This is a genomic window from Arthrobacter antioxidans (assembly GCF_023100725.1).
GTDB classification, from domain to species: domain Bacteria; phylum Actinomycetota; class Actinomycetes; order Actinomycetales; family Micrococcaceae; genus Arthrobacter_D; species Arthrobacter_D antioxidans.
The window spans coordinates 2,279,709-2,301,304 of the sequence record NZ_CP095501.1 but is presented as its reverse complement, the minus strand read 5'-3'; the positions used below and the strand labels follow the sequence as shown (position 1 = coordinate 2,301,304).

The following is a 21,596-nucleotide window of genomic DNA, read 5'->3' as shown; positions in this document are numbered from 1 at the left end:
GGCCAGAATCGTGCCGGCGGCGATCGAGGACCTGGGGCCGGCGCCACGGTCCGGAGACGAAGGAACCCCGACCGGGGTGGGAGTAATGGGGGAAAACGCCCGACCCGGCCGGGGTCTGTTCGTAAGCTTACGCCAGTACGGCGGAAGAGCATGCATATGCATCGGGAATTAATTCTGCTTGACGCGACGTGCAGGAGCTGATCTCTCCGGTTCAGCTCCGGATCGAGTCGATCAGGGCCCGGGCCGTGGACGCGCTGTCCTCCGCACCCGACTGCAGGAACAGGCCCTCGCTGGCCTCCAGGTTCGAGATGGCTCCGGAGTCACCGCCGCGGGCCGAAAGAGCCTGGCCGAGCAGGAAGTGGGCTTGCGCCGCCATGTGCGTAGCCAGTAGACGCTTCTTCTCGACGATGGACCTGAGCAGTGTCACGGATGCCTCGACTTGACCGGTCAACACGAGCCACTGTGCCCGCGTGAGGCTCAACTCGAGGCAGTCCCGCTCCGATCCGCCAACGATCGAACTCGCCAGTTCCGCCCGTTCGATGCACTCGAGCGTCTCGGGCTCGATAACGCCGGCGGTGAGTCGGAGCGACGCCGATGCGCGATTGAAGCGCGCCCACAGATCGAGGTCGTTGGTAGGAGAGAGTGCCTTGGCCGCACGCCCGTGATATTCGACGCCCTGCGGGATGTGTTTGAGGAGAAACGCCACGTTGCCGATGGCCCAATAGCCGACACCGGACGTCTGGCTCAAGGGCTCGGACCGCAGGAGTGCGTCGAGAGCCTGACATTCATGCCAGGCGGAGTCGAGTTGGTCGCTGTCCGCAAGTGCCGCGATGAGTGCATTTCGCGCGCCGACCAGGACACCGACGTCGTCGATCTCACCCGAAGCGTCGTCAACCGCCTGTCGAGCGGCAGTGACAGCGGCCGTCAGGTCGCCGCAACCCTGGAGGGCGAGGGAGAGGATCGTGGAGACCCGGGCACTGAGGGCTTTGGACTCGACCGTCAGAGCGTGGCCGGCCAGCGTCTCGGCCACAGCTCTCGACTCCTGCATCAGACCTTGCTTCCGCAAAGTCTCGGCCACGAGGAAAGTGGCGTTCCACCAGCCGAGATCGTCGCTGTCAGCGAGCGCGGATGCTGCCAACTCCCCGGCGAGATTCTGCGCGGTGACGTAGTCACGCTGGCTCCACGCTTCGCGTGCTCGGAGTTCCATCAGCAATCGCTGTCCCGCTGCTTCCTGATAGGTCATGCTCACCTTCGGCTTTCCGGATCGGTCGGGCTACTCGTCCCATTATTGGCATCGGAACGCCATGGGACGAACAATTTGGAGAAGGGTAAAAAGAAATCCGAAAACCTGTTACCAAAGTGGCTGGTGTGGCTTACGATGATTCCAGGGCCGCTCATGGTATGTGAGCTAGACCCTGCCATCACTGTCGACCACACGCAGAAGGACCACATCATGAAGCGCATCACCTCCGCATTCCTCCTCGCAACACTCCTCGTGACCGGAAGTGCAGCAGCGGCCAATGCCGCTCCGGCCAAGACCGGCGTCGTCGCTCCTGTCTCCTCGCTGGACCGCGTCAACAACTGGCCCGGCTAGTCACTCATCGGCAGATGGTCGCGTGCCGTTAGGCCGCGCTTCCACCTGTGCGTCAGGACTGATACCGCGGGCACCCTCTCTCTGGGAAGGGAGTGCCCGCGGTATCTCCTTAACGCCTGCCAGCGGACCACCCGCCGGCACCGACAACCGGACGCGGGGGCCCGCGTTAGGCTTGGCGGCATGCGAATTGCACGCTTTGTCGTAAATGATGACCCAATGTTCGGCGTCGTGGAAGGGACCGAGGGCAGCGAGGAAGTCGCCGTCATCCAGGGTGACCCTTTCTACGCCGGCATCCAGCTGACCGGCGTACGCCACGCCCTCGAGGACGTCCGCCTCCTGGCGCCCGTCATTCCCCGCAGCAAGGTGGTCGGTGTGGGCCACAACTACGCGGACCACATCCAGGAGATGGGGAGCGAGACGCCGGCTGCGCCGCTCATGTTCCTCAAACCCAACACCTCGGTGATCGGCCCGGGAGACCCCATCATGTTGCCGTCCTTCTCCGACCAGATCTCCTACGAGGCAGAACTGGCCGTCGTGATAGGCCGCATCTGCAAGGACGTCCCGCTCGAGCGCGTGGACGACGTCGTGTTCGGCTACACCTGCGCCAACGACCTCACGGCGCGCGACGTCCAGAAGACCGACGACCAGTGGGCGCGCGCCAAGGGCTTCGACACCTCCTGCCCCATCGGCCCCTGGATCGAGACGGACCTGGACCCGGAGAACCTCACGGTCCGGGGGAGCCTCGACGGCGAACTCCGCCAGGACGGCTCCACGAGCGACATGATCTGGGGCGTGCGCGAACTCGTGGCCTACGTCTCGCAGGCCTTCACCCTGCTGCCCGGGGACATCATCCTCACGGGCACGCCGGCCGGGGTCGGCATGATCACCGACGGCCAGCGGTACGACGTCGACATCGAGGGCATCGGACGCCTGTCCAACCCGGCACGTCGCTGACGCCGTTCCGCCGTCGGGCCCTGCGGTCCCGGGTCCGACGGCGGAAGGCCGCCGCCGGTGGGCCCACCTAGAATGGGACCACCATGACTACTGCCGCAAAGTTCCCCACCGTCTCCGATGCCACGCCCGTCCGGGTCCGATTCTGCCCGTCACCGACGGGAACCCCCCACGTCGGGCTGATCAGGACCGCGCTCTTCAACTGGGCGTACGCCCGCCACACCGGCGGCAAGCTGATCTTCCGCATCGAGGACACCGACGCCGCCCGCGACAGCGAGGAGAGCTACCAGCAGCTCCTGGAGGCCATGACCTGGCTGGGCATCGACTGGGACGAGGGCGTCGAGGTGGGCGGACCGCACGCGCCCTACCGCCAGTCCCAGCGCGGCGAGCTCTACCGGGACGTCATCGACCGCCTCGTCGAGGCGGGCCACCTCTACGAGTCCTTCTCGACTCCCGAGGAGGTGGAGGAGCGTCACCGCGCCGCCGGCCGTGACGTGAAGCTCGGCTACGACAACCACGACCGCACGCTCACCGAGGAGCAGAAGGACGCCTTCCGGTCGGCCGGTCGTCCCGCGGTCCTGCGGCTGAGGATGCCCGACGAGGACATCACCTTCACCGACCTCGTCCGCGGTGAGATCACGTTCCGCGCCGGCAGTGTCCCCGACTTCGCCGTCGTCCGGGCCAACGGTGCGCCCCTCTACACGCTCGTCAATCCCGTCGACGACGCCCTGATGAACATCACGCACGTCCTGCGTGGTGAGGACCTGCTGTCCTCCACGCCCCGCCAGGTGGCGCTCTACCGTGCGCTGATCGACATCGGGGTGGCCCAGCACATGCCGCTGTTCGGGCACCTGCCCTACGTCATGGGCCAGGGCAACAAGAAGCTGTCCAAGCGGGATCCCGAATCCAACCTGTTCCTGCACCGTGAGCGCGGCTTCATCCGCGAAGGCCTCCTGAACTACCTGTCGCTGCTGGGCTGGAGCCTGTCGGCGGACCAGGACATCTTCTCGGTGGAGCAGCTCGTCCAGAAGTTCGACGTGCGCGACGTGCTCGCCAACCCCGCCCGGTTCGACCTCAAGAAGGCTGAGGCGATCAACGGCACCCACGTGCGGCTGCTGGATCCGGGCGAGTTCCGGTCCCGTCTGCTGCCGTACCTCGCGGCCGCCGGCCTCATCGGCGCCGATCCCACCGAGGAGGACCTGCGCATCGTCGCCGAGGCCGCCCCGCTCATCCAGGAACGCATCACCCTGCTCGGCGAAGCCCCCGAGATGCTGGGGTTCCTGTTCAAGGCCGACGACGCCGTGGACATCGCCGACGACGCCCGCAAGGGACTGCCCGAGAACCTCGGCGAGGTGCTCGACGCCACCCTGGCAGCCCTCGAGGGCTGCTCCACGTGGGACGCCGAGTCGCTGCAGGCCGCGCTGCGCGCCGCGCTGGTCGACACGCTCGGCCTGAAGCCGCGGCTCGCCTTCGGCCCGGTGCGGACCGCGATCTCCGGCCGCAAGATCTCGCCGCCGCTGTTCGAGTCGATGGTGATCCTCGGGCGGGAGTCCTCGATCGCCCGCGTCCGGGCGCTGCGCGCGACGGCCGCATGATGGCGACCGGTCATGGCCCTGCCGGGCCGGCAGGGGTCCGGCCGGGCGCCCCGGACGCGGAGGACCATCCCGTCGTGGACGGCGTGCTGTTCGACATCGACGACACCCTCGTCGACCTCGAAGGGGCCATGGGGCACACGCTGCAGGCCATCCCGGACCCGCACCTGAACCACCTGAGCGATGACGACTGGGCGCTGTACAAGGCCCTGTACACGACGGATCCCCAGCGGCACTACGACCGGTTTCTGGCGGGGGATGTGACCTTCGAGGAGCAGAGGGTGCACAGGGTCCGGCACGCCCGTGCCGCGTTCACCCCCGAACCGTTCGTGGGGCACCTGGCGGAGGCCTGGGTACGCGCCTACGAGCAGACCCTGCCCCTGCACTTCCGGGCATACGACGACGTCGAGCCCCTCCTGGACGAACTGGACGCCCGTGGCATCCCGTACGGCGCGGTCAGCAACAACGTGCACGACTACCAGCGGGCGAAGCTGGACCGCGCCGGCCTGCAGCGCATCGCCACGCTGGTCGGCATCGACACCGTGGGGGTCGCCAAGCCGGATCCGGCGATCTACCACGAGGGTGCCCGGCTGCTCGGGACCGCGCCCGCGCGGACGCTCTATGTCGGGGACAATCGGCTGGTCGACGCCGTCGGAGCGCGCTCGGCAGGGCTGGTCGGCGTGTGGCTGGACCGCGCGGGAACGGGCCGGGGGTCGGGCACCGACGGCGGCTCGGCGGCCGACGCCGGGGACGCCCAGGAGGTGCCGCGCATCGCGGGCCTGGAGCCCGTTTTGCAGTTCCTGCCCTCCGTCCGGTAAAGTTATTTCTCGGCGCGGAGCGGTTACGCGACCGGAGTTCAGCACGATCAGAGCTCCGAAAAGTGCCATTGGGGTATGGTGTAATTGGCAACACACTGGTTTCTGGTACCAACATTCTAGGTTCGAGTCCTGGTACCCCAGCGCACTTCCGCCCCCGGGCGGGATGGCAAAAGCACGAGGCAACACATAGTAAGATGGAAAGTACTGGCCCCATCGTATAGCGGCCTAGTACGCTGCCCTCTCACGGCGGTAACGCGGGTTCGAATCCCGCTGGGGTCACATTTGCCCGGAAGGGCACAGTCCGTCAGGACACCGGGAAGTCCCGGACATCACCACGATGTCCGGGACTTCTCTGTTTCGGGGACTTCTCTGTTTCGGGGAAGGCGAGGACTTCCGGGGTGTTAGGCGGGGGACTGGCATGATGGTTTCATGAGTGCACCTTCCCTGGCCGGCGAAGCCCGCGGGCTCTCCCCGCTGCTGCGCGAAGTGCGCGCCGCGCTGGACAGTCTCGCGTTCGCGCTCGAACTTCCCGGATCGGTCGAGGCACGCGAATCGGCGGCGGCCGCACGCGCACAGCTCACCGACTACATCCTTCCCCGGCTCGCCAGCCTGGACGCCCCGCTCGTCGCCGTCGTCGGCGGATCCACCGGAGCCGGGAAGTCCACACTCGTCAACGCCCTCGTGGGCCGACCCGTCTCCATCACCGGCGCCGTGCGCCCCACCACCCGCCAGCCGCTCCTGCTCCATCACCCCGACGACGGCGCGTGGTTCGACGACGCGCGGGTCTTGCCCACGCTCAGCCGGGTCCGCCTCGCTGCCGACGACGACAGGGACGACGACGACCGGAACGGCGACGGAGCCGGCGGTTCACCCACGGCGGCGCCCGCCGCGCTCCACCGGGCCTCGGGACCCGACACGCTGCTGCTGCGCCCCACGTCCACGCTGCCGCCCGGCCTCGCGCTCCTGGATGCCCCTGACGTGGACTCCATCGCGGACGAGAACCGCAGACTCGCCGGCCAGCTGCTCGCGGCGGCGGACCTCTGGATCTTCGTGACCACCGCCAACCGTTACGCGGACGCCGTCCCCTGGAGGCTGCTGGCGGAGGCAGGCCACCGGGACGTCCTCGTCGCCGTCGTGCTGGACCGGGTACCGGCCGGTGTGGAGGAGGAGATCAGGAGCGACCTCCTGACCCTGCTGTCGGCCGAGAACCTCGGGCACGCTCCCATCTTCGTGGTCCCCGAGATGACGCTCGAACCGTCGCGGATGCTGCCGGCACACGCCGTCGAGCCGATCACGCGGTGGCTGCAGGCGCTGGCTGCCGACGCCGACGGGCGGCGGGATATCGCGCGTCGGACGGTCAGCGGTGCCATGCGCGCCCTCGCGGGTCGCATCGACGCCATCGCCGACGCCGCCGACCAGGAGCAGTCCGCCGCCGACGCCCTGCGTGCAGCGGTGGAGCGCGCCTACGCTGACGCCCTGGCGGACGTGCTCGCGGCAACGGAGGACGGCAAGCTGCTGCGCGGGGAGGTCCTCGCCCGCTGGCAGGACTTCGTGGGCACCGGTGAGTTCATGCGCGGCCTCGAGACGAGGATCGGCCGGGCACGCGACCGGGTGAGCGCGTTCTTCACGGGACGCCCGGCTCCGGCGGCGACCGTCGCCGAGGCCATCGGCAGCGGGCTGCAGACGGTGATCGTCGAGCAGGCGGCACGCGCGGACGAGACCACGCGCCGCCGCTGGCGCGCCGACCACGCGGGCCGGGTGCTGCTCGAGGACGTCCCGGCCTGGGACGCCGCCGCCGTGTCCGCCGAGGTGGCCCGGGAGATCCGGGAGTGGCAGCAGGACATCCTGCTGCTCGTCCAGGCCGAGGGCGCGGACAAGCGCTTCACGGCCCGCATGCTCTCCTTCGGCGTCAACGGCGTCGCCGTGGCACTGATGGTGGTGGTCTTCGCGTCGACGGGAGGGCTCACGGGCGGGGAGATCGGTATCGCCGGGGCGTCCGCGGTCGCGGGCCAGAAGCTCCTGGAGGCGGTCTTCGGCGACGACGCCGTCCGTCGGCTGGCCGCCACGGCCCGCCGGAACCTGTACCAGCGCGTCGAGGCGCTGTTCCGCCGCGAACGAGAGGCCTACGATCGGTGCCTGCACCCTCTGGCGCTGCAGACCTCCGCCGAGGCGCTCACCGTCCTGGCGAGCCGGCTCCGCACGGCGCTGCCGGCGGAACCCTCCGACGCCGGGGGCGTCGCGTGAACCGTCCCGGACAGGACACCACGGAGACCGGGGCAGCCGCCTCGCTGTCCGAGGCGCTGGCACACCTGCAGGAGGCCTATGAGCTCGGCGCGGACCGGCTCCCGCAGGAGGAGCTCGAGCGGCTCCGCCGAACACTGGAGCGCGCAGGCCGGCGCCGGGCGCTGTCGGCGGACCACACGGTGGTGGGCATCTTCGGGCCGACCGGCAGCGGCAAGTCCTCGCTCGTCAACGCACTGAGCGGCACGGGCGCAGCGCGGGTCGCGGTCCGGCGCCCCACCACATCGGAACCGCTGGCCCTCGTCTGGGGCAGCAGCGGGAGTGACGAGCTGCTCGACTGGCTGGAGGTCCGGCAGCGCGTCGCCCTGCCGGAGGGTGCCCCGCTCGTCGCGGGAGGCCCCGCCCAGGAACAGCACCTGCTCGAGGCCGTGTCCTGCGGGGGAGCGCGCACGGACGCCGCGCTCGACGGGCGTGCCGGCGTCGGCGGACGGGAGAAACACCCCGGCGCCGAGGGCCGGGACGGATGCGTGACGCAGGACGTCCGGGAAGCCGAGGCCGGCCCCGAGGACGCGCAGGACGCGCAGGACGCGCAGGACGACGGCACTGCGGCAGAGCCCGGTTCCGACTCCGGCGAGCGGGCGGCGCGCCGCGGATTCTTCCGCCGGCGACGCAGGGGCCCGATGTCGACGGTCGGCCCGGAGCCGACCCGGCAGGCGCCGGCCGCGATGCCCGACACCGCGGGGCTGATCCTCCTGGATCTGCCCGACTTCGATTCCACGGCGGTTGCGCACCGGGAGACCGTCGAGCGGCTCGCGGGCCAGGTCGACGTGCTGCTCTGGGTGGTCGACCCCCAGAAGTACGCCGATGCGGCGCTCCACCACGGCTTTCTCCGGGGGCTGGCGACCCACGAGGCGGTCACTCTCGTGGCCCTCAACCAGGCGGACCGCCTGGACCCGCAGGACCTCGAGGCCGTGCTGTCCTCCCTCGCGGGCATCCTCGCCGACGAGGGACTGCCGGGGGTCGACGTCGTCCCCGTGTCCGCGCGGACGGGCCAGGGGGTCGGCGAGCTCGCCGGAGCCGTCCGGGCACTCGCGGAGAGCCGCGCTGCGGCGATGCGCAGGGTCGCTGCGGACGCCGAGCGGGCGGCAGGAGACCTGCTCCCGTTCGCGGCGGAGCGCACCGCCGCACCGTCCGCCGCCGCGCGGGCAGCCCTGGCCGACGAACTCGGCAGGGCGGCGGGTGTCCCCGTGGTGGTGGACGCCGTCCGGAGTGCCTATCGCCGGGACGTGCACGCGACCACGGGCTGGCCCGTGACCCGCTGGCTGGCCAGTCTCCGACCGGATCCCCTGCGCCGGCTGAACCTGCGACGGCAGGACGTCGTCCCCGAGCTCCGCCGCTCCTCGCTCCCCGTCCGGGACCCGGCGCAGCAGGCGCGGGTGGGCCAGGCCTTGCGCGTCTTCGGGGACGCCGCGGCCGGGGGCCTCCGCGATCCGTGGCGCAGCTCCGTCCGGGACGCGGCCCTGAACACCTCCGCGGAGCTCACGGACGCCCTCGACACGGCCGTCACGGGCACCGATCTCGAGACCGGCCGGAGCAGGTGGTGGGGCATCATCGGTGTGCTGCAGTGGATCGCCTTCGCGGCCCTCGTGACGGGACTGCTGTGGCTCGGGCTCCTGGCGGGGCTTGCATTCCTGCAGCTGCCGGCCTTCGAGGTGCCCCGGGTGGAGGGCTTCCCCCTGCCCACCCTGCTGATCCTCGACGGTCTCGCGGCCGGCGTCCTGCTCGGGGTCGTCGCGTCGGTCCTCGCGCGCTGGCGGGCGGGCAGGCGCGCGGCCAGGGTGCGCAGGAAGCTGCTGGCTGCCTGCTACCGCGTGGCGGACGACGTCGTCCTGCAGCCCGTCCTCGGCGAGGTGGAGCGCTGCAACGCCTTCAGCGCCGCCGTGCGTGCGGCTTCGCAGCGCGGTTGAGTGCAGCGCCGCTGAGGCAGCGCCGGCGTCCCGGGACTACTCCGTCAGCCGCCTCGAGGCCGCGAAGAACGTGACCTTCCCGATCAGGACCAGGGCTGCGAGGTCTGCCAGCATCTGGACGGACAGGAGCGCCCGGGCCAGATCGCTCTGCGGAGTGATGTCGCCGAACCCCACGGTCGCGAAGGTGGAGGTCGTGAAGTAGAGGGAGTCGATCCGGCTGAGCGGTTCACTGAAGGACGCCGGGTCGGATGTCGAGATGGACAGGTAGAGCAGCGCGAAGAGGCACAGCAGGATCAGGACGGATTCCACCACGGCCTCGATGGCCCGGATCTGGGGGATCCGCGACGACATGATCATCCTCAGTTCGAGTGCCATGACGCCGAGGAAGACGAGGATGATGGCGATCAGCCGGATCCACGCGCCCGCGGGATTCGCGTCGTTGAACCCCCCGATGGGAATTACCGAATAGAGGACGAGGAGAACCGCGCAGAAGGTCGTGACGCGCACGATGGATCCGAGGACGGCCCGACGTCGGCTTGTCCTGTCGAGTTCGCGGAAGAACGCGGGGCTGCTCTCTCCGAGGCTTTTCCCACCCATGCCTCATGGTACCTCCGGCCTTCACGGCCCTCTCCGGGTGGGCGCGATACCCGCGCGGTGGGGGCGCGATCAGGACCTTCGGCCCTTTGCCGTGCACCGGCGGATAACCACACTTGTGATACCCAAGCCGCGCCGGTCCGTCTGTCCTCGCGGCGTTTAAAATTCTGACAGGAGTGGACAGATGGAATTCTGGGAGAACATTTGGAACATCATTTGGTTGTCCTTCTCGATCATGGTGTTCTTCGCCTACCTGATCGTCTTGTTTCAGATCATCGTCGATCTCTTCCGGGATCGTGAGCTCTCGGGCTGGATGAAGACGCTCTGGATGGTGGGCCTGATCTTCATCCCGTTGATCACCTCCGTGGTCTATCTTCTGGCTCGCGGGCGGGGCATGGCCGACCGCGAACTGGCCAGCAGGCAGGCGGCCCAGGAGTCGATGGACAATTACGTCCGCAGCGTCGCCAAGCCGACGTCGGCCGAGGAGATCGCGAAGGCGAAGGAACTGCTCGAAGCCGGCGCCATCACGGAGCCGGAGTTCGTCAAGCTGAAGGATCGCGCACTGGCCTCGGTCTGAGCGCACCGAGCGATCCCGTCCCCCGGGCAGGTCCCGGAGGACGGGATCAGCCATGAGCGGGAGCAGGAGCTCCGGGAGCGCGGATCAGGGAGTGCGGGCAGGGGTCCGGGCGATCGGGCTGTGGCCCGAACACACCCACTCCACCGAGCCCGTACGGATGCGGTCGGCGAGGAGCCGGACGGTCCGCGCGGCGACGGGCTTGTCATCGATGAGGGGCGCGTAGAAGTCCCTGACCGTCCCGTCCGCCGACACCCTGGCGGCATCGCCCGTGAAGAGGACCCCGCGCCATTGGTAGGCGTAGTGGCCCGGGGTGTGGCCGGGGGTCGGGAAGTACGCGAGCCCGGGGAAGATCTCACCGGCGCCGGTGAGCTCCCGGACGCCGTCCGGGAGCCGGACACGGGCGATCCGCCGTAGCACTCGCCGGAGACGGGTCTTCGGTTTGATGCGGCCGCGCACCACGTCGGCGTCGGCGGAACCGATCCAGACGGTGGCACCGAGGGCCTCCTGGAGGCGCCGCGCCAGCTGGGCGTGGTCGATGTCGTAGTGGGTGAGCACGATGTCCGTGATCGGGCCCGTCGTCGCCTCGCCGGCCCGCAGTTCGGCGATGACGCCGTCGAACCCGAAGGCCAGGCCGGGGTCGATCACGGCGGCCCGGCCGGCGCCGGCCACCACGAAGCCGTGGGAGCCCTTCTGATGCTCGAGCTGGTGGCAGTCCTGGGCGATGAGGCGCATGGGTGTCCTTCGGCTGGGTCGGTACGATCGGCCGCACGGCGTGCTCGAACCCTACCAAGAGGCGTGCGTCCGCCCGTCACGCCAGGAGGCGCAGGACCTTGTCCACGGTGTTGAGGTTGCGGGTGGTCGAGTTCGCCGCGTGCCGTGCCCGGGCGAGCAGCTTCGCGAGGGGGACGTCGGTGGACCTGCCCTTCGGCGGGAACCAGGCGATGGCCGTGCCACCGGTGAGGGCCACCGGCTCCTCGCCGAGGCCGCGGGCCTCGGCGACGAGGGCCGCCTGGTCCTTCGGGCCCCTGAACAGCGTGACGTACGTGTGGGAGTCGGCATCCTCCCGGCGGGGCACCGATGCCGCGATGTCCGCGAGCTCCGCACGCTCGACGACGATCACGCGCGCCGGATAGCCGAAGCGTGCACGCAGGGCCTCCTCCACCCGGTCCCTGAGCTGCTCGCCACCGAGCGCGGACGCGCAGGTGGCGTTGCCGCTCGCGAGGACCGTGGCGACGTCGCTCACCGGCAGGCCGGCGAGCAGGTCCCGGAGGTCGGCCATGCGGAGGGTGATCCCGCCGACGTTCACGCCCCGCAGGAAGATCGCATAGCGATGCCCGGTGCCGGGGGTGTCCCCGTCCACGTCAGTCGGCTGCCTTCGCCACGGCGAGCGTCAGCTGGCGCGCGGCGTCCGAGACCACCTCGGCGTGGATGCGGCCGGGCTGGCGGGTGAGGCGTTCCATCGGCCCGGAGATCGACACGGCGGCGATCACGCGGCCCGACGGACCGCGGACCGGCGCCGAGACGGAGGCCACGCCGTTCTCCCGTTCGCCGAGGCTCTGCGCCCACCCGCGGCGCCGTACGCCCGCCAGCACGGTCGGCGTGAAGCGTGCGTCCTGCAGGCCCTTGAGCAGGCGGTCGTGGTCCTCCCACGCCAGGAGGCACTGAGCGGCGGACCCGGCCTTCATGGACAGCTGGGTTCCCACCGGGATGGTGTCCCGCAGTCCCACGGGACGCTCGGCGGACGCCACGCAGACGCGCCACTCGCCCTGCCGCCGGAACAGCTGGGCACTCTCACCCGTGGCGTCGCGCAGGCCCAGGAGCACCGGCCCCGCGGAGGCGATCAGGCGGTCCTCGCCGGCGGCGGAGGCAAGCTCCACGAGCCGGCTGCCGAGCACGAAGCGGCCCTGCATGTCCCGGCCCACCAGCCGGTGATGGGCCAGGGCGAGGGCGAGCCGGTGGACGGTGGGGCGGGCCAGTCCGGTCGAGGCGACGAGCTGGGCGAGGGTGGTGGGCCCGGCCTCGAGGGCGTCGAGCACGAGGGCGGCCTTGTCGATGACTCCGACACCGCTAGAATTGTCCATAGGATGATATTGCCGTCTCATAATCTGAGACGCAAGCCGCAGGAGTGGCACTCCTCGGCGGGCGCTGGTTGAGTTGACGGCACGATGAGTTCCGGCCGCCGCCCCCTACCGGGGTCCGGTGCCGGAGCGGAAAAGGACGATCGTCATGGGCAAGACACTGGCAGAGAAGGTCTGGGACGCACACGTGGTGCGGAAGGGCGACGTCGTCGGCGCTGAAGCGCAGCCCGACCTCCTGTACATCGACCTCCACCTCGTCCACGAGGTCACCTCGCCGCAGGCCTTCGAGGGCCTCCGCCTCGCCGGACGGCCCCTGCGCCGTCCGGACCTGACGATCGCCACCGAGGACCACAACACGCCCACGCTGGACATCGACAAGCCCATCGCCGATCTCACCAGCCGCACCCAGATCGAGACGCTTCGCGCGAACTGCAGGGAGTTCGGCGTCCGGCTGCACTCGCTCGGCGACGCCGAGCAGGGCATCGTGCACGTCGTCGGACCCCAGCTCGGCCTCACCCAGCCCGGACTGACCGTCGTTTGTGGCGACTCGCACACCTCCACCCACGGCGCTTTCGGTGCGCTCGCCATGGGCATCGGCACCTCCGAGGTGGAGCACGTGATGGCCACGCAGACGCTGTCGCTGAAGCCGTTCAGGACCATGGGCATCACGGTCGAGGGGACGCTGAAGCCGGGCGTCACCTCCAAGGACATCATCCTCGCCGTCATCGCCAAGATCGGGACCGGCGGCGGGCAGGGCTACGTGCTCGAGTACCGCGGCTCGGCCATCCGGGCCCTGTCCATGGAAGCGCGCATGACCATCTGCAACATGTCGATCGAAGCGGGTGCGCGCGCCGGGATGGTGGCCCCCGACGAGACGACGTTCGCGTACCTGGAGGGCCGTCCGCACGCGCCGGAGGGAGCGGACTGGGATGCCGCGGTCGCCGAGTGGCGTGAACTGCGTACCGACGACGACGCCGTCTTCGACGCGGAGGTCTTCCTCGACGCGAACGAGCTGGAGCCCTTCGTGACCTGGGGGACCAACCCGGGGCAGGGGGTCTCGCTCTCGCGGGCGGTGCCGTCACCCGAGGACTTCGCCGACGAGAACGACAAGGCCGCGTGCAGCCGTGCGCTGGACTACATGGCGCTGCAGCCCGGCACGCCCATGAAGGACATCCGGGTGGACACCGTGTTCCTCGGCTCCTGCACCAACAGCCGCATCGAGGACCTCCGGATCGCCGCCGACATCATCAGGGGACGCGAGAAGGACCCGGCCGTGCGGATGATGGTGGTCCCGGGGTCCGCCCGCGTGCGCCTGCAGGCCGAGGCCGAGGGCCTGGACCGCGTCTTCAAGGACTTCGGGGCGGAATGGCGGTTCGCCGGCTGCTCCATGTGCCTCGGCATGAACCCGGACCAGCTGGCCCCGGGGGAGCGCTGCGCGTCGACGTCGAACAGGAACTTCGAGGGCCGTCAGGGCAAGGGCGGCCGGACCCACCTCGTCTCGCCGGTCGTGGCCGCCGCCACCGCGGTGCGCGGCACCCTCAGTTCGCCGTCGGACCTGCCTCCGCGACCCGCCGGCACCGAAGCCCACGGCACGGGCGCCCACGCCGCCCCGTCCACCGTCACCGCCGCCTAGGAGCCCGCCATGGACAAGATCACCACGCACACCGGCATCGGCGTCCCGCTGCGCCAGAGCAACATCGACACCGACCAGATCATCCCGGCCGTCTACCTCAAGCGCATCACGCGGACGGGGTTCGAGGATGCCCTCTTCGCCGGCTGGCGCAAGGACGAGGACTTCATCCTCAACCGCGAGCCCTACTCCCGCGGTTCCGTCCTGGTGGCCGGGCCCGACTTCGGCACCGGGTCCTCGCGGGAGCATGCCGTGTGGGCGCTGAAGGACTACGGGTTCAGGGCCGTGCTGTCATCACGCTTCGCGGACATCTTCCGCGGCAACTCGGGAAAGCAGGGGCTCGTCGCGGCGCAGGTCGCCCAGGACGACATCGAACTGATCTGGAAGGTCCTGGAGAACGAGCCGGGCGCCACGGTCACGGTGGACCTCCAGGCGCGCATGGTGCAGTGCGGTTCCGTGAGTGCCCCCTTCCAGCTCGACGACTACACGCGGTGGCGCCTGCTGGAGGGACTCGACGACATCGGCCTCACGCTCCGGCAGGAGGAGCACATCACGGCGTTCGAGGCCCGCCGCCCGTCCCACAAACCGACCACCCTCCCCGTGCGCACCTGACGCCGCGCGTCGGCGTCGACCCGTCGCATCGTGGTACGTGCTGCTGTCGCGCACTTCACGGGCCACGGCCGGGCCCGGGAGGAATGACCGCGTGGTCCCGGAGGTTCCTGTAGGGGAGCTGGGAGTGCACCCAGTACCCTTGTTTTTTGTCTGCCCGACGGTACTCCTATGCTTGGAGGGGGTATTTCCGGGTTCGCGGGGGTTCAACGTATGAGGGAAACAGGTATTCATGGGTAGCGTTCTGACCATCCGAGGCGGCATTCCGTTGAGGGGCAAGGTCCTCGTCCGCGGGGCGAAGAATCTGGTACCGAAGGCGATGGTCGCATCGCTGCTGGGCAACTCGCCGTCCGTCCTCCGCAACGTCCCCGAGATCAAGGACGTCGAGGTCGTCACCAGCCTGCTGCAACTGCACGGCGTCAGGGTGACGAAGGACCCCATTACCGGTGACCTCACGATGGACCCGAGCGATGCGAAGATAGCGATGTCCAAGGACATCGACGCGCACGCCGGGGACTCGCGCATCCCCATCCTCTTCTGCGGACCCCTGATGCACAGCATCGGCGAGGCCTTCATCCCCGACCTCGGTGGCTGCAAGATCGGCGACCGGCCGATCGACTACCACATGGAGGTCCTCCGCAACTTCGGCGCCGTCGTCGACAAGCGACCGGGTGGCATCTCCATCTCCGCGCCCAAGGGCCTGCACGGCGCCAAGCTCACGCTGCCGTACCCGAGCGTCGGGGCCACCGAGCAGGTGCTCCTGACCGCGGTCCGCGCCGAGGGCATCACCGAGCTCTCCGGTGCCGCCGTCGAGCCCGAGATCATGGACCTCATCGCCGTCCTGCAGAAGATGGGCGCGATCATCACGGTGCAGACGGACCGTGTGATCCGCATCGAAGGCGTCAGGGAGCTGACGGGCTACAACCACAAGGCCATCTCGGACCGCAACGAGACGGCGTCGTGGGCGTCCGCCGCCCTCGTCACCGAGGGTGACATCTACGTGGAGGGCGCGCGCCAGCTCGACCTCACGGCCTTCCTCAACACGTACCGCAAGGTCGGCGGAGCCTTCGACGTCGACGACGACGGCATCCGCTTCTACCACCCGGGTGGTCCCCTGAAGCCGCTCGTGCTCGAGACGGACGTGCACCCCGGCTTCATGACGGATTGGCAGCAGCCCCTCGTCGTGGCGCTCACGCAGGCCACCGGCGTCTCGATCGTCCACGAGACGGTGTACGAGAACCGCTTCGGGTTCACCGAGGCACTGCTGCGCATGGGCGCCAGCATCCAGGTGCACCGTGAGTGCCTCGGCAGCGTCCCCTGCCGGTTCGGGCAGCGGAACTTCCTGCACTCCGCCGTGATCTCGGGGCCCACGCAGCTGGGTGGCACCGACATCGACATCCCGGACCTGCGCGGAGGGTTCAGCCACCTCATCGCGGCCCTCGCCGCCGACGGCGTGTCCCGCGTCACCGGGATCGAGCTCATCAACCGCGGCTACGAGCGCTTCCAGGACAAGCTCGAGGGCCTCGGCGCGGACTTCGATGTCACGGAGGACGCCCCGGCTGTCGCCGTGGCACTCGCATAGGCGGCCCGGCAGGATGGGGGAGTCACGGGGCTCACGTGCCATGTTCACGTTCCTCGGCCTGTGGGTGAGGCCGGTCATGAACGCTCTGATGGCCAAGGAATGGCGGGGGCAGGAGAAGCTGCCGCACGGTACGGGCATGATCGTCTGCCCCAACCACGTCACGGAGATCGACCCCGTGGTCATCTCGCATTTCCTCTACAACCAGGGCGTCATGCCCCACTTCATGGCGAAGGCGTCATTGTTCAAGGTGCCCGTGGTGGGATACATCCTGCGCACCACCAAGCAGGTGCCGGTCGAGCGAAGCTCCGCGGGGGCGAACCGCTCCCTGGAAGCCGCCCGCGAGGCGCTCTCGGATAATGGGGCGATCATCATCTATCCCGAGGGCACGCTCACGCGCGACCCGGACATGTGGCCGATGAAGGGCCGGACCGGGGCCGCCCGTCTGGCCCTCCAGACCGGTGCGCCCGTGGTGCCGATTGCGCACTGGGGGGCCCAGGAGGTCTTTCCCCGCTACGCGAAGCGGTTCCACCTGGTCCCCCGGAAGCGCTCCCGTGTCCTCGTGGGCGACCCCGTGGACCTCTCCGAGTTCCGGGACCTCCCGCTGACCCGCACGACCCTCGATGCGGCGACGGAACGCATCCTCGACGCCGTCACCGAGCTCCTCGCGGAGCTGCGGGGCGAGCAGCCGCCCGCCGAGCGCTGGGACCCGGCGCAGCAGCACCAGAAGCTGACCGGCCGCGACTTCGAGGGTCGCCAGGAGAACGACGACGACGACGGACCGGTATCAGGAGGAGCGACATGACGGCCGAGCCGCGCGGAACACGCCCCGCGAAGATCGCCGTCCTCGGCTCCGGCAGCTGGGGGACCACCTTCGCGAAGGTGGTTGCCGATGCGTCCCCGGAGACCCCGGTCATGCTCTGGTCCCGCCGGCCCGAGGTGGCCGCCGAGATCACCACCGACCACCGCAACTCGCGCTACCTCGGGGACACCGTGCTCCCGGCGAACATCACGGCGTCGGCCGACGTCGGGGAGGTCCTCGCCGGCAGCGACCTCGTGATCCTCGCCGTGCCCGCCCAGTCCCTGCGCGCCCAGCTCCCGGCGTGGCGTCCCCTCATCGCGTCCCACGCCGTCGTCGTCTCCCTCATGAAGGGCCTCGAGGTCGGCACCGACGCCCGCATGAGCGAGGTGATCGCCGAGGAACTCGCGCTGCCCGAGGACCGGATCGCGGTGCTGTCGGGGCCGAACCTGGCCATGGAGATCGCCCGGGAGGAGCCGACGGCGTCCGTCGTCGCCTGCGTGGACCACGACACCGCCGCCTGGATCGCCGAGGCCTGCACGGCGTCCTACTTCCGCCCCTACACCGCCACGGACGTGATCGGCGTGGAGATCGGCGGCATCGTCAAGAACGTGATCGCCCTCGCCGTCGGCATCTGCGAGGGCCGCCGCATGGGGGACAACACCAAGGCCTCCGTCATCACGCGCGGGCTCGCCGAGACCACCCGCCTGGCCGTCGCCCTCGGGGGACGCCGCGAGACGATGGCCGGACTCGCCGGGATGGGGGACCTCATCGCCACGTGCTCGTCGGCGCTGTCGCGGAACCACACCGCCGGCCGGCTGCTGGGGCAGGGGCTGACCCTCGACGAGGTGACGGCACGGATGAACCAGACCGCCGAGGGCATCAAGTCCGCCCAGGCCGTCCTGGACTCCGCCGACCAGCACGGTGTGGACATGCCCATCACCGAGAGTGTGGTCGCCGTCCTCCAGGGGCGACTCTCCGTCAACGACCTCGGGCCGCGCCTGCTGGCCCGCAACCTCAAGCCGGAAGGCGATCACACCCCGTGACCACCCTGACCACCGCGCCCACCGGGACCCCGGCCCGCTCCGGCAAGCCCCGCGTCCTCGTCCTGTTCGGGGGCCGCTCGAGTGAGCACGCCGTCAGCTGCGTGACCGCCGCCGGCGTCCTCGAGGCGATCGACCGCACCCGCTACGACGTCGTGCCCGTGGGCATCACGCGCTCCGGGCAGTGGTCCCTGGTCTCCGCGGATCCGTCCGCGTGGTCCCTGCGCTCCGATGTGCTGCCCGAGGTGACGGCGACCGAGCACGCCGTGGTCATGGGCTCCGCGGTCGACGGCGGCACCGGCCAGGAGCTGCTCATCGCGGCCCCCGGGTCCGTGCCGCAAAGCCTCGGCGGCGTCGACGTCGTGCTGCCGCTCCTGCACGGTCCGTTCGGCGAGGACGGCACCCTGCAGGGCATGCTGGAGATGGCGGACATGCGCTACGTGGGCGCGGGCGTGCTGGCCTCCGCCGTCGGCATGGACAAGCACTACATGAAGGTGGTGTTCGAGGCCGCCGGGCTCGACGTCGGCCCGTACCACGTGGTCACCGACCGCCAGTGGCGCACCGACGCCGACGCCGCCGTGCGGCGCGCCGCGGCACTCGGGTTCCCGCTGTTCGTGAAGCCGGCACGTGCCGGCTCGTCCATGGGGATCACCCGGGTGGACGACGTCGACGGCATCCGGGCAGCGATCGAGGCCGCCCGCGTGTTCGACCCGAAGGTCATCGTCGAAGCAGGGATCGACGGGCGCGAGATCGAGGTGGCGGTCCTGCAGGGGCGCGGGCTCGACGCCCCGCGCACCTCGCTGCCCGGTGAGATCGCGATGCAGCCGGGCGACCACGCCTGGTACGACTTCGAGGCGAAGTACGTGGACGGTGCCGCCGCCGAGCTGACGTGCCCCGCGGACCTCCCGGCGGACGTCATCGACCGCGTGCGGCTCCTGGCCGCCGACGCGTTCGACGCGATCGGCGGGGAGGGGCTCTCCCGCGTGGACTTCTTCTACACGGCGGAGGGGCGCCTGGTGATCAACGAGATCAACACGATGCCCGGCTTCACGCCCATCAGCATGTACCCGCAGATGTGGGCGAAGTCCGGTCTCGGGTACACCGAGCTGATCGACGAACTGATCGGGCTGGCCCTCGAGCGGGGCACCGGCCTGCGCTGAGTCTCCGCCACTGACGCGGCGGTCAGGGCAGCAGGAGCACTCCGAGGAGTGAGCCTCCCGCCAGCAGCACGGTCGAGAGCGCACCGACGGCGGCGAAGCGGCCGCCCGTGCGCAGCAGGCGGCGGACGTCGATCCCCGCGCCGAGCCCGAACATCCCGGCTGCCAGCAGGACGGTCGTGACGGTGCGGCCCAGCGCGAGCACCTGGTCCGGCAGGATGCCGAGCGAGCGGACGGCCACCATGACGAGGAAGCCGAGCACGAAGAGCGGCACCACGGGAGGACGGGCACCGGACACCGGGACGCCCGGGGAGCCGGCGGCGCTCCGTCCGCGCCGATCCGCTCCGGCCAGGACGGCAGCGCGCCGTCGTTCGCCGAGGGATGCCAACGCGGCGACCGGCGCCAGCATCAGCACCCGGCCGAGCTTGACCACCGTCGCGACGGCGAGCGCCGTGGCACCGGCGGTGCCCGCGACGGCCACGACCTGCGCCACCTCGTGGACGGCCAGGCCGGCCCACATCCCGAACCGGTCCTCGCTCAGCCCGAGCAGGCCGCCGAGCACGGGGAGGACCACGATCATGAGCGACCCGTAGAGGGTGACCATCGCGACCGCGCCGGCGGTCTCGTCGTCGTCGGCCCTCACGACGCCCTGGAGTCCCGCGATGGCGGACGCCCCGCAGATCGAGAAGCCCGCGGCCATGAGCGTGGCGCCGGCGCGGGTGAGTCCGAGCCGCAGGCCCAGCTGCAGTGTGAGCACGTAGCTCAGCGCCACGCACGCCACGATCAGGCCGAGGACCGGGAGGCCGAGCGCCACGATGTCGGGCAGCGCGAGCTGGAGGCCCAGCAGCACGACGCCGGCCCGCAGGAGCTTCTTCGTCCCCGTCGTCACGCCCGGGCGGAGGGACGGGGCGTACAGGGGCGAGTTGGCGAGCAGGACGCCGAGCACCAGCGCGATCACCAGGGGTCCGAGCACGGACTGCAGCGATCCCATCCAGACGGCGACGGCGACCCCGGCGGCGACCACCGTCAGCCCGGGCGCCAGTGACCGGGTCCGCGCCCGCAGGAGGGTGGGGCGGGCAGGCGGTGACGGCATGGGGCTGCTTTCGGACTTCGGGCAGGGGAAGAGGGTACTTCCGGTCATTGTTCCACGGGGGAGCGAGCAGTATTCTCGTCCCCCAGCATGGTTCGGCGAGTTCCCCGGAGGGACGTCATGTCCACCTTCCTCTTTGCCACACTCGACGCCGGCGGCAATGTTCCTCCGGCCCTGCTGATCGGCCGTGAGCTGATGCGCCAGGGGCACTCCGTGCGGTTCATGGGGCATCCGGCCCAGGCCTCCACGATCGAAACCACGGGCGCGGCGTTCATCCCGTACCGCTCGGCCCGGCCGATGACGCCGACGGTCGAGCGGCCGACGCTCCGCGACATCGCCATGATGCTGTCGGTGTTCACCGATCCCGGGATAGCCCGCGACCTGATCTCCGAAGCCCGCCGCGACCCACCGGATCTGCTGGTGATCGACTGCCTGCTGCTCGGTGCCCTCGGCGCCGCGGACAGGGAAGGGCTGGCCTACGTCTCGCTGGTCCACAGCTTCTACGCCTTCCTCGACGGCCCGTTCCGGCGCAACCCCATCTCCGTGATGGCACGGCTGAAGGGGGTGGGCCCACGGCAGGTGACCAGGGGCGCCGAGCTGGTGCTGGTCTGCGCGGACCCTGCCCTCGATCCGGCCGCGGACGACGACGCCGGCAGGGTGGTCTGGGCCGGAGCCGCACTGGACGTGGCGGGGCCGGCGGTGCGGCCGGAGCACCCCCACGTCCTGGTGAGTCTCAGCACCACCGCGTTTGCGGGTCAGCCCGCGGTGCTGCAGCGAATCCTCGACGCCGTCGCGGACCTGCCCGTCGACGCGACGGTGACGACGGGGCCCGCCATCGATCCCGACCGGCTGACCGCCCCGCCGAACGTCGCGGTCCACCGGTACGTCCCCCACACCGAACTGATGCCCCACTGCTCCGCGGTGGTAGGACACGGCGGCCACGCGACGACGATGCGGGCCCTCGCCCACGGTCTGCCGATGCTCATCCTGCCGATGCATCCCATGCTCGATCAGCCCATGATCGGGAAGGTCGTGCAGGAGGCGGGCGCCGGGCTGACGCTGAGCCGCAAGTCCTCCGGCGCGCAGATCGCCGACGCCCTCATGACCATCCTCGCCACGGAGAGCTACGGTGCTGCCGCCGCGGCCATCGGAGAGCGCCTCCGGGCCGCCGAGGGGGCACGCCGGGGAGCGCAGTTGCTCGAGGATGCCGCACGGCAGGCCGCTGCCTGATTCAGGTGCCGCCGCCGACCAGGCCGCTCGCACCCGGTTGCGGGGAC

Annotated in this window: 20 protein-coding genes and 2 tRNA genes; 16 read left to right on the top strand and 6 right to left on the bottom strand. The window is 70.3% G+C overall.

The window, feature by feature from the left end:
- Positions 1-211 precede the first annotated feature (211 nt).
- A complete protein-coding gene (locus MWM45_RS10545) occupies positions 212-1,243 on the bottom strand; it encodes a hypothetical protein (protein ID WP_247826403.1) in 1,032 nt (343 codons plus the stop codon).
- 210 nt (positions 1,244-1,453) lie between these two features.
- On the opposite strand from MWM45_RS10545, the gene MWM45_RS10540 reads away from it, so the two are divergent.
- The 8 genes from MWM45_RS10540 (at position 1,454) to MWM45_RS10505 (ending at position 9,163) form a co-directional block, all read left to right on the top strand.
- Positions 1,454-1,594, top strand: coding sequence for a hypothetical protein (locus MWM45_RS10540; protein WP_156135178.1), 141 nt, complete (start codon positions 1,454-1,456; stop codon positions 1,592-1,594).
- Positions 1,595-1,774: 180 nt separating this feature from the next.
- Complete coding sequence (locus MWM45_RS10535) at positions 1,775-2,548, top strand: fumarylacetoacetate hydrolase family protein (RefSeq protein ID WP_247826402.1); 774 nt, start codon at positions 1,775-1,777, stop codon at positions 2,546-2,548.
- An 83-nt stretch (positions 2,549-2,631) separates the two neighbouring features.
- Positions 2,632-4,140: a glutamate--tRNA ligase gene (gene gltX, locus MWM45_RS10530; protein ID WP_247826401.1), complete on the top strand. Its 1,509-nt coding sequence runs from the start codon at positions 2,632-2,634 to the stop codon at positions 4,138-4,140.
- Between the two features lie 74 nt (positions 4,141-4,214).
- Positions 4,215-4,955 (top strand): HAD family hydrolase, encoded by a 741-nt coding sequence (locus MWM45_RS10525; RefSeq protein ID WP_247826400.1) that lies wholly within the window; start codon positions 4,215-4,217, stop codon positions 4,953-4,955.
- A gap of 69 nt (positions 4,956-5,024) precedes the next feature.
- Positions 5,025-5,096 (top strand) — tRNA-Gln (locus MWM45_RS10520).
- Between the two features lie 65 nt (positions 5,097-5,161).
- Positions 5,162-5,234 (top strand) — tRNA-Glu (locus MWM45_RS10515).
- Between the two features lie 150 nt (positions 5,235-5,384).
- The gene (locus MWM45_RS10510; protein ID WP_247826399.1) at positions 5,385-7,199 is read left to right on the top strand and encodes a dynamin family protein; all 1,815 of its coding nucleotides are present in this window, start codon (positions 5,385-5,387) and stop codon (positions 7,197-7,199) included.
- Positions 7,196-9,163, top strand: coding sequence for a dynamin family protein (locus MWM45_RS10505; protein ID WP_418909684.1), 1,968 nt, complete (start codon positions 7,196-7,198; stop codon positions 9,161-9,163). Before MWM45_RS10510 ends, MWM45_RS10505 begins: the two co-directional genes overlap by 4 nt.
- 36 nt (positions 9,164-9,199) lie before the next feature.
- On the opposite strand, the gene MWM45_RS10500 is transcribed toward MWM45_RS10505, so the two are convergent.
- Positions 9,200-9,760: a potassium channel family protein gene (locus MWM45_RS10500; protein ID WP_247826398.1), complete on the bottom strand. Its 561-nt coding sequence runs from the start codon at positions 9,758-9,760 to the stop codon at positions 9,200-9,202.
- Positions 9,761-9,941: 181 nt separating this feature from the next.
- On the opposite strand from MWM45_RS10500, the gene MWM45_RS10495 reads away from it, so the two are divergent.
- A complete protein-coding gene (locus MWM45_RS10495) occupies positions 9,942-10,334 on the top strand; it encodes an SHOCT domain-containing protein (RefSeq protein WP_247826397.1) in 393 nt (130 codons plus the stop codon).
- Positions 10,335-10,418: 84 nt separating this feature from the next.
- Here MWM45_RS10495 and MWM45_RS10490 read toward each other — a convergent pair whose 3' ends face one another.
- The 3 genes from MWM45_RS10490 to MWM45_RS10480 all read right to left on the bottom strand — a co-directional run bounded on the left by MWM45_RS10490 (position 10,419) and on the right by MWM45_RS10480 (position 12,415).
- Positions 10,419-11,066, bottom strand: a complete 648-nt coding sequence (locus MWM45_RS10490; RefSeq protein WP_247826396.1) for an MBL fold metallo-hydrolase — start codon at positions 11,064-11,066, stop codon at positions 10,419-10,421.
- A 76-nt stretch (positions 11,067-11,142) separates the two neighbouring features.
- Positions 11,143-11,694, bottom strand: a complete 552-nt coding sequence (locus MWM45_RS10485; RefSeq protein ID WP_247826395.1) for a DUF1697 domain-containing protein — start codon at positions 11,692-11,694, stop codon at positions 11,143-11,145.
- A 1-nt stretch (position 11,695) separates the two neighbouring features.
- Positions 11,696-12,415: an IclR family transcriptional regulator gene (locus MWM45_RS10480; protein ID WP_043445906.1), complete on the bottom strand. Its 720-nt coding sequence runs from the start codon at positions 12,413-12,415 to the stop codon at positions 11,696-11,698.
- 145 nt (positions 12,416-12,560) lie between these two features.
- Between MWM45_RS10480 and leuC the strand changes: the two genes are divergently transcribed.
- From leuC to MWM45_RS10450, 6 genes are all read left to right on the top strand, one after another.
- Positions 12,561-14,045, top strand: a complete 1,485-nt coding sequence (gene leuC, locus MWM45_RS10475) for a 3-isopropylmalate dehydratase large subunit (RefSeq protein WP_247826394.1) — start codon at positions 12,561-12,563, stop codon at positions 14,043-14,045.
- A gap of 9 nt (positions 14,046-14,054) precedes the next feature.
- A complete protein-coding gene (leuD, locus tag MWM45_RS10470; RefSeq protein WP_043445904.1) occupies positions 14,055-14,654 on the top strand; it encodes a 3-isopropylmalate dehydratase small subunit in 600 nt (199 codons plus the stop codon).
- Between the two features lie 229 nt (positions 14,655-14,883).
- Complete coding sequence (gene murA / locus MWM45_RS10465; RefSeq protein ID WP_247826393.1) at positions 14,884-16,233, top strand: UDP-N-acetylglucosamine 1-carboxyvinyltransferase; 1,350 nt, start codon at positions 14,884-14,886, stop codon at positions 16,231-16,233.
- A 13-nt stretch (positions 16,234-16,246) separates the two neighbouring features.
- Positions 16,247-17,035, top strand: coding sequence for a lysophospholipid acyltransferase family protein (locus MWM45_RS10460; protein ID WP_247826392.1), 789 nt, complete (start codon positions 16,247-16,249; stop codon positions 17,033-17,035).
- Positions 17,032-18,075 carry an NAD(P)H-dependent glycerol-3-phosphate dehydrogenase gene (locus MWM45_RS10455; protein WP_247826391.1) on the top strand — a complete coding sequence of 348 codons (1,044 nt, stop codon included), beginning with the start codon at positions 17,032-17,034 and terminating at the stop codon, positions 18,073-18,075. The genes MWM45_RS10460 and MWM45_RS10455 overlap by 4 nt, the downstream gene beginning before the upstream one ends.
- A gap of 5 nt (positions 18,076-18,080) precedes the next feature.
- On the top strand, positions 18,081-19,232 hold the full coding sequence (locus MWM45_RS10450) for a D-alanine--D-alanine ligase family protein (RefSeq protein WP_247829204.1): 1,152 nt from the start codon (positions 18,081-18,083) through the stop codon (positions 19,230-19,232).
- 22 nt (positions 19,233-19,254) lie between these two features.
- On the opposite strand, the gene MWM45_RS10445 is transcribed toward MWM45_RS10450, so the two are convergent.
- The gene (locus MWM45_RS10445) at positions 19,255-20,322 is read right to left on the bottom strand and encodes a YeiH family protein (protein WP_247826390.1); all 1,068 of its coding nucleotides are present in this window, start codon (positions 20,320-20,322) and stop codon (positions 19,255-19,257) included.
- 117 nt (positions 20,323-20,439) lie between these two features.
- Here MWM45_RS10445 and MWM45_RS10440 point away from each other — a divergent pair, with 117 nt between their 5' ends.
- The gene (locus tag MWM45_RS10440) at positions 20,440-21,549 is read left to right on the top strand and encodes a glycosyltransferase (RefSeq protein ID WP_247826389.1); all 1,110 of its coding nucleotides are present in this window, start codon (positions 20,440-20,442) and stop codon (positions 21,547-21,549) included.
- Positions 21,550-21,596 lie beyond the last annotated feature (47 nt).

What these genes read in the sequence shown, in the direction of transcription:
- murA (WP_247826393.1), top strand. Translation starts at nt 14,884, where the DNA reads ATGGGTAGCGTTCTGACCATCCGAGGCGGCATTCCGTTGAGGGGCAAG.
- MWM45_RS10490 (WP_247826396.1), bottom strand. Translation starts at nt 11,066, where the DNA reads ATGCGCCTCATCGCCCAGGACTGCCACCAGCTCGAGCATCAGAAGGGC.
- MWM45_RS10535 (WP_247826402.1), top strand. Translation starts at nt 1,775, where the DNA reads ATGCGAATTGCACGCTTTGTCGTAAATGATGACCCAATGTTCGGCGTC.
- MWM45_RS10540 (WP_156135178.1), top strand. Translation starts at nt 1,454, where the DNA reads ATGAAGCGCATCACCTCCGCATTCCTCCTCGCAACACTCCTCGTGACC.
- leuC (WP_247826394.1), top strand. Translation starts at nt 12,561, where the DNA reads ATGGGCAAGACACTGGCAGAGAAGGTCTGGGACGCACACGTGGTGCGG.
- leuD (WP_043445904.1), top strand. Translation starts at nt 14,055, where the DNA reads ATGGACAAGATCACCACGCACACCGGCATCGGCGTCCCGCTGCGCCAG.
- MWM45_RS10460 (WP_247826392.1), top strand. Translation starts at nt 16,247, where the DNA reads ATGGGGGAGTCACGGGGCTCACGTGCCATGTTCACGTTCCTCGGCCTG.
- MWM45_RS10510 (WP_247826399.1), top strand. Translation starts at nt 5,385, where the DNA reads ATGAGTGCACCTTCCCTGGCCGGCGAAGCCCGCGGGCTCTCCCCGCTG.
- MWM45_RS10500 (WP_247826398.1), bottom strand. Translation starts at nt 9,760, where the DNA reads ATGGGTGGGAAAAGCCTCGGAGAGAGCAGCCCCGCGTTCTTCCGCGAA.
- gltX (WP_247826401.1), top strand. Translation starts at nt 2,632, where the DNA reads ATGACTACTGCCGCAAAGTTCCCCACCGTCTCCGATGCCACGCCCGTC.
- MWM45_RS10545 (WP_247826403.1), bottom strand. Translation starts at nt 1,243, where the DNA reads ATGACCTATCAGGAAGCAGCGGGACAGCGATTGCTGATGGAACTCCGA.
- MWM45_RS10495 (WP_247826397.1), top strand. Translation starts at nt 9,942, where the DNA reads ATGGAATTCTGGGAGAACATTTGGAACATCATTTGGTTGTCCTTCTCG.
- MWM45_RS10455 (WP_247826391.1), top strand. Translation starts at nt 17,032, where the DNA reads ATGACGGCCGAGCCGCGCGGAACACGCCCCGCGAAGATCGCCGTCCTC.
- MWM45_RS10480 (WP_043445906.1), bottom strand. Translation starts at nt 12,415, where the DNA reads ATGGACAATTCTAGCGGTGTCGGAGTCATCGACAAGGCCGCCCTCGTG.
- MWM45_RS10445 (WP_247826390.1), bottom strand. Translation starts at nt 20,322, where the DNA reads ATGCCGTCACCGCCTGCCCGCCCCACCCTCCTGCGGGCGCGGACCCGG.
- MWM45_RS10440 (WP_247826389.1), top strand. Translation starts at nt 20,440, where the DNA reads ATGTCCACCTTCCTCTTTGCCACACTCGACGCCGGCGGCAATGTTCCT.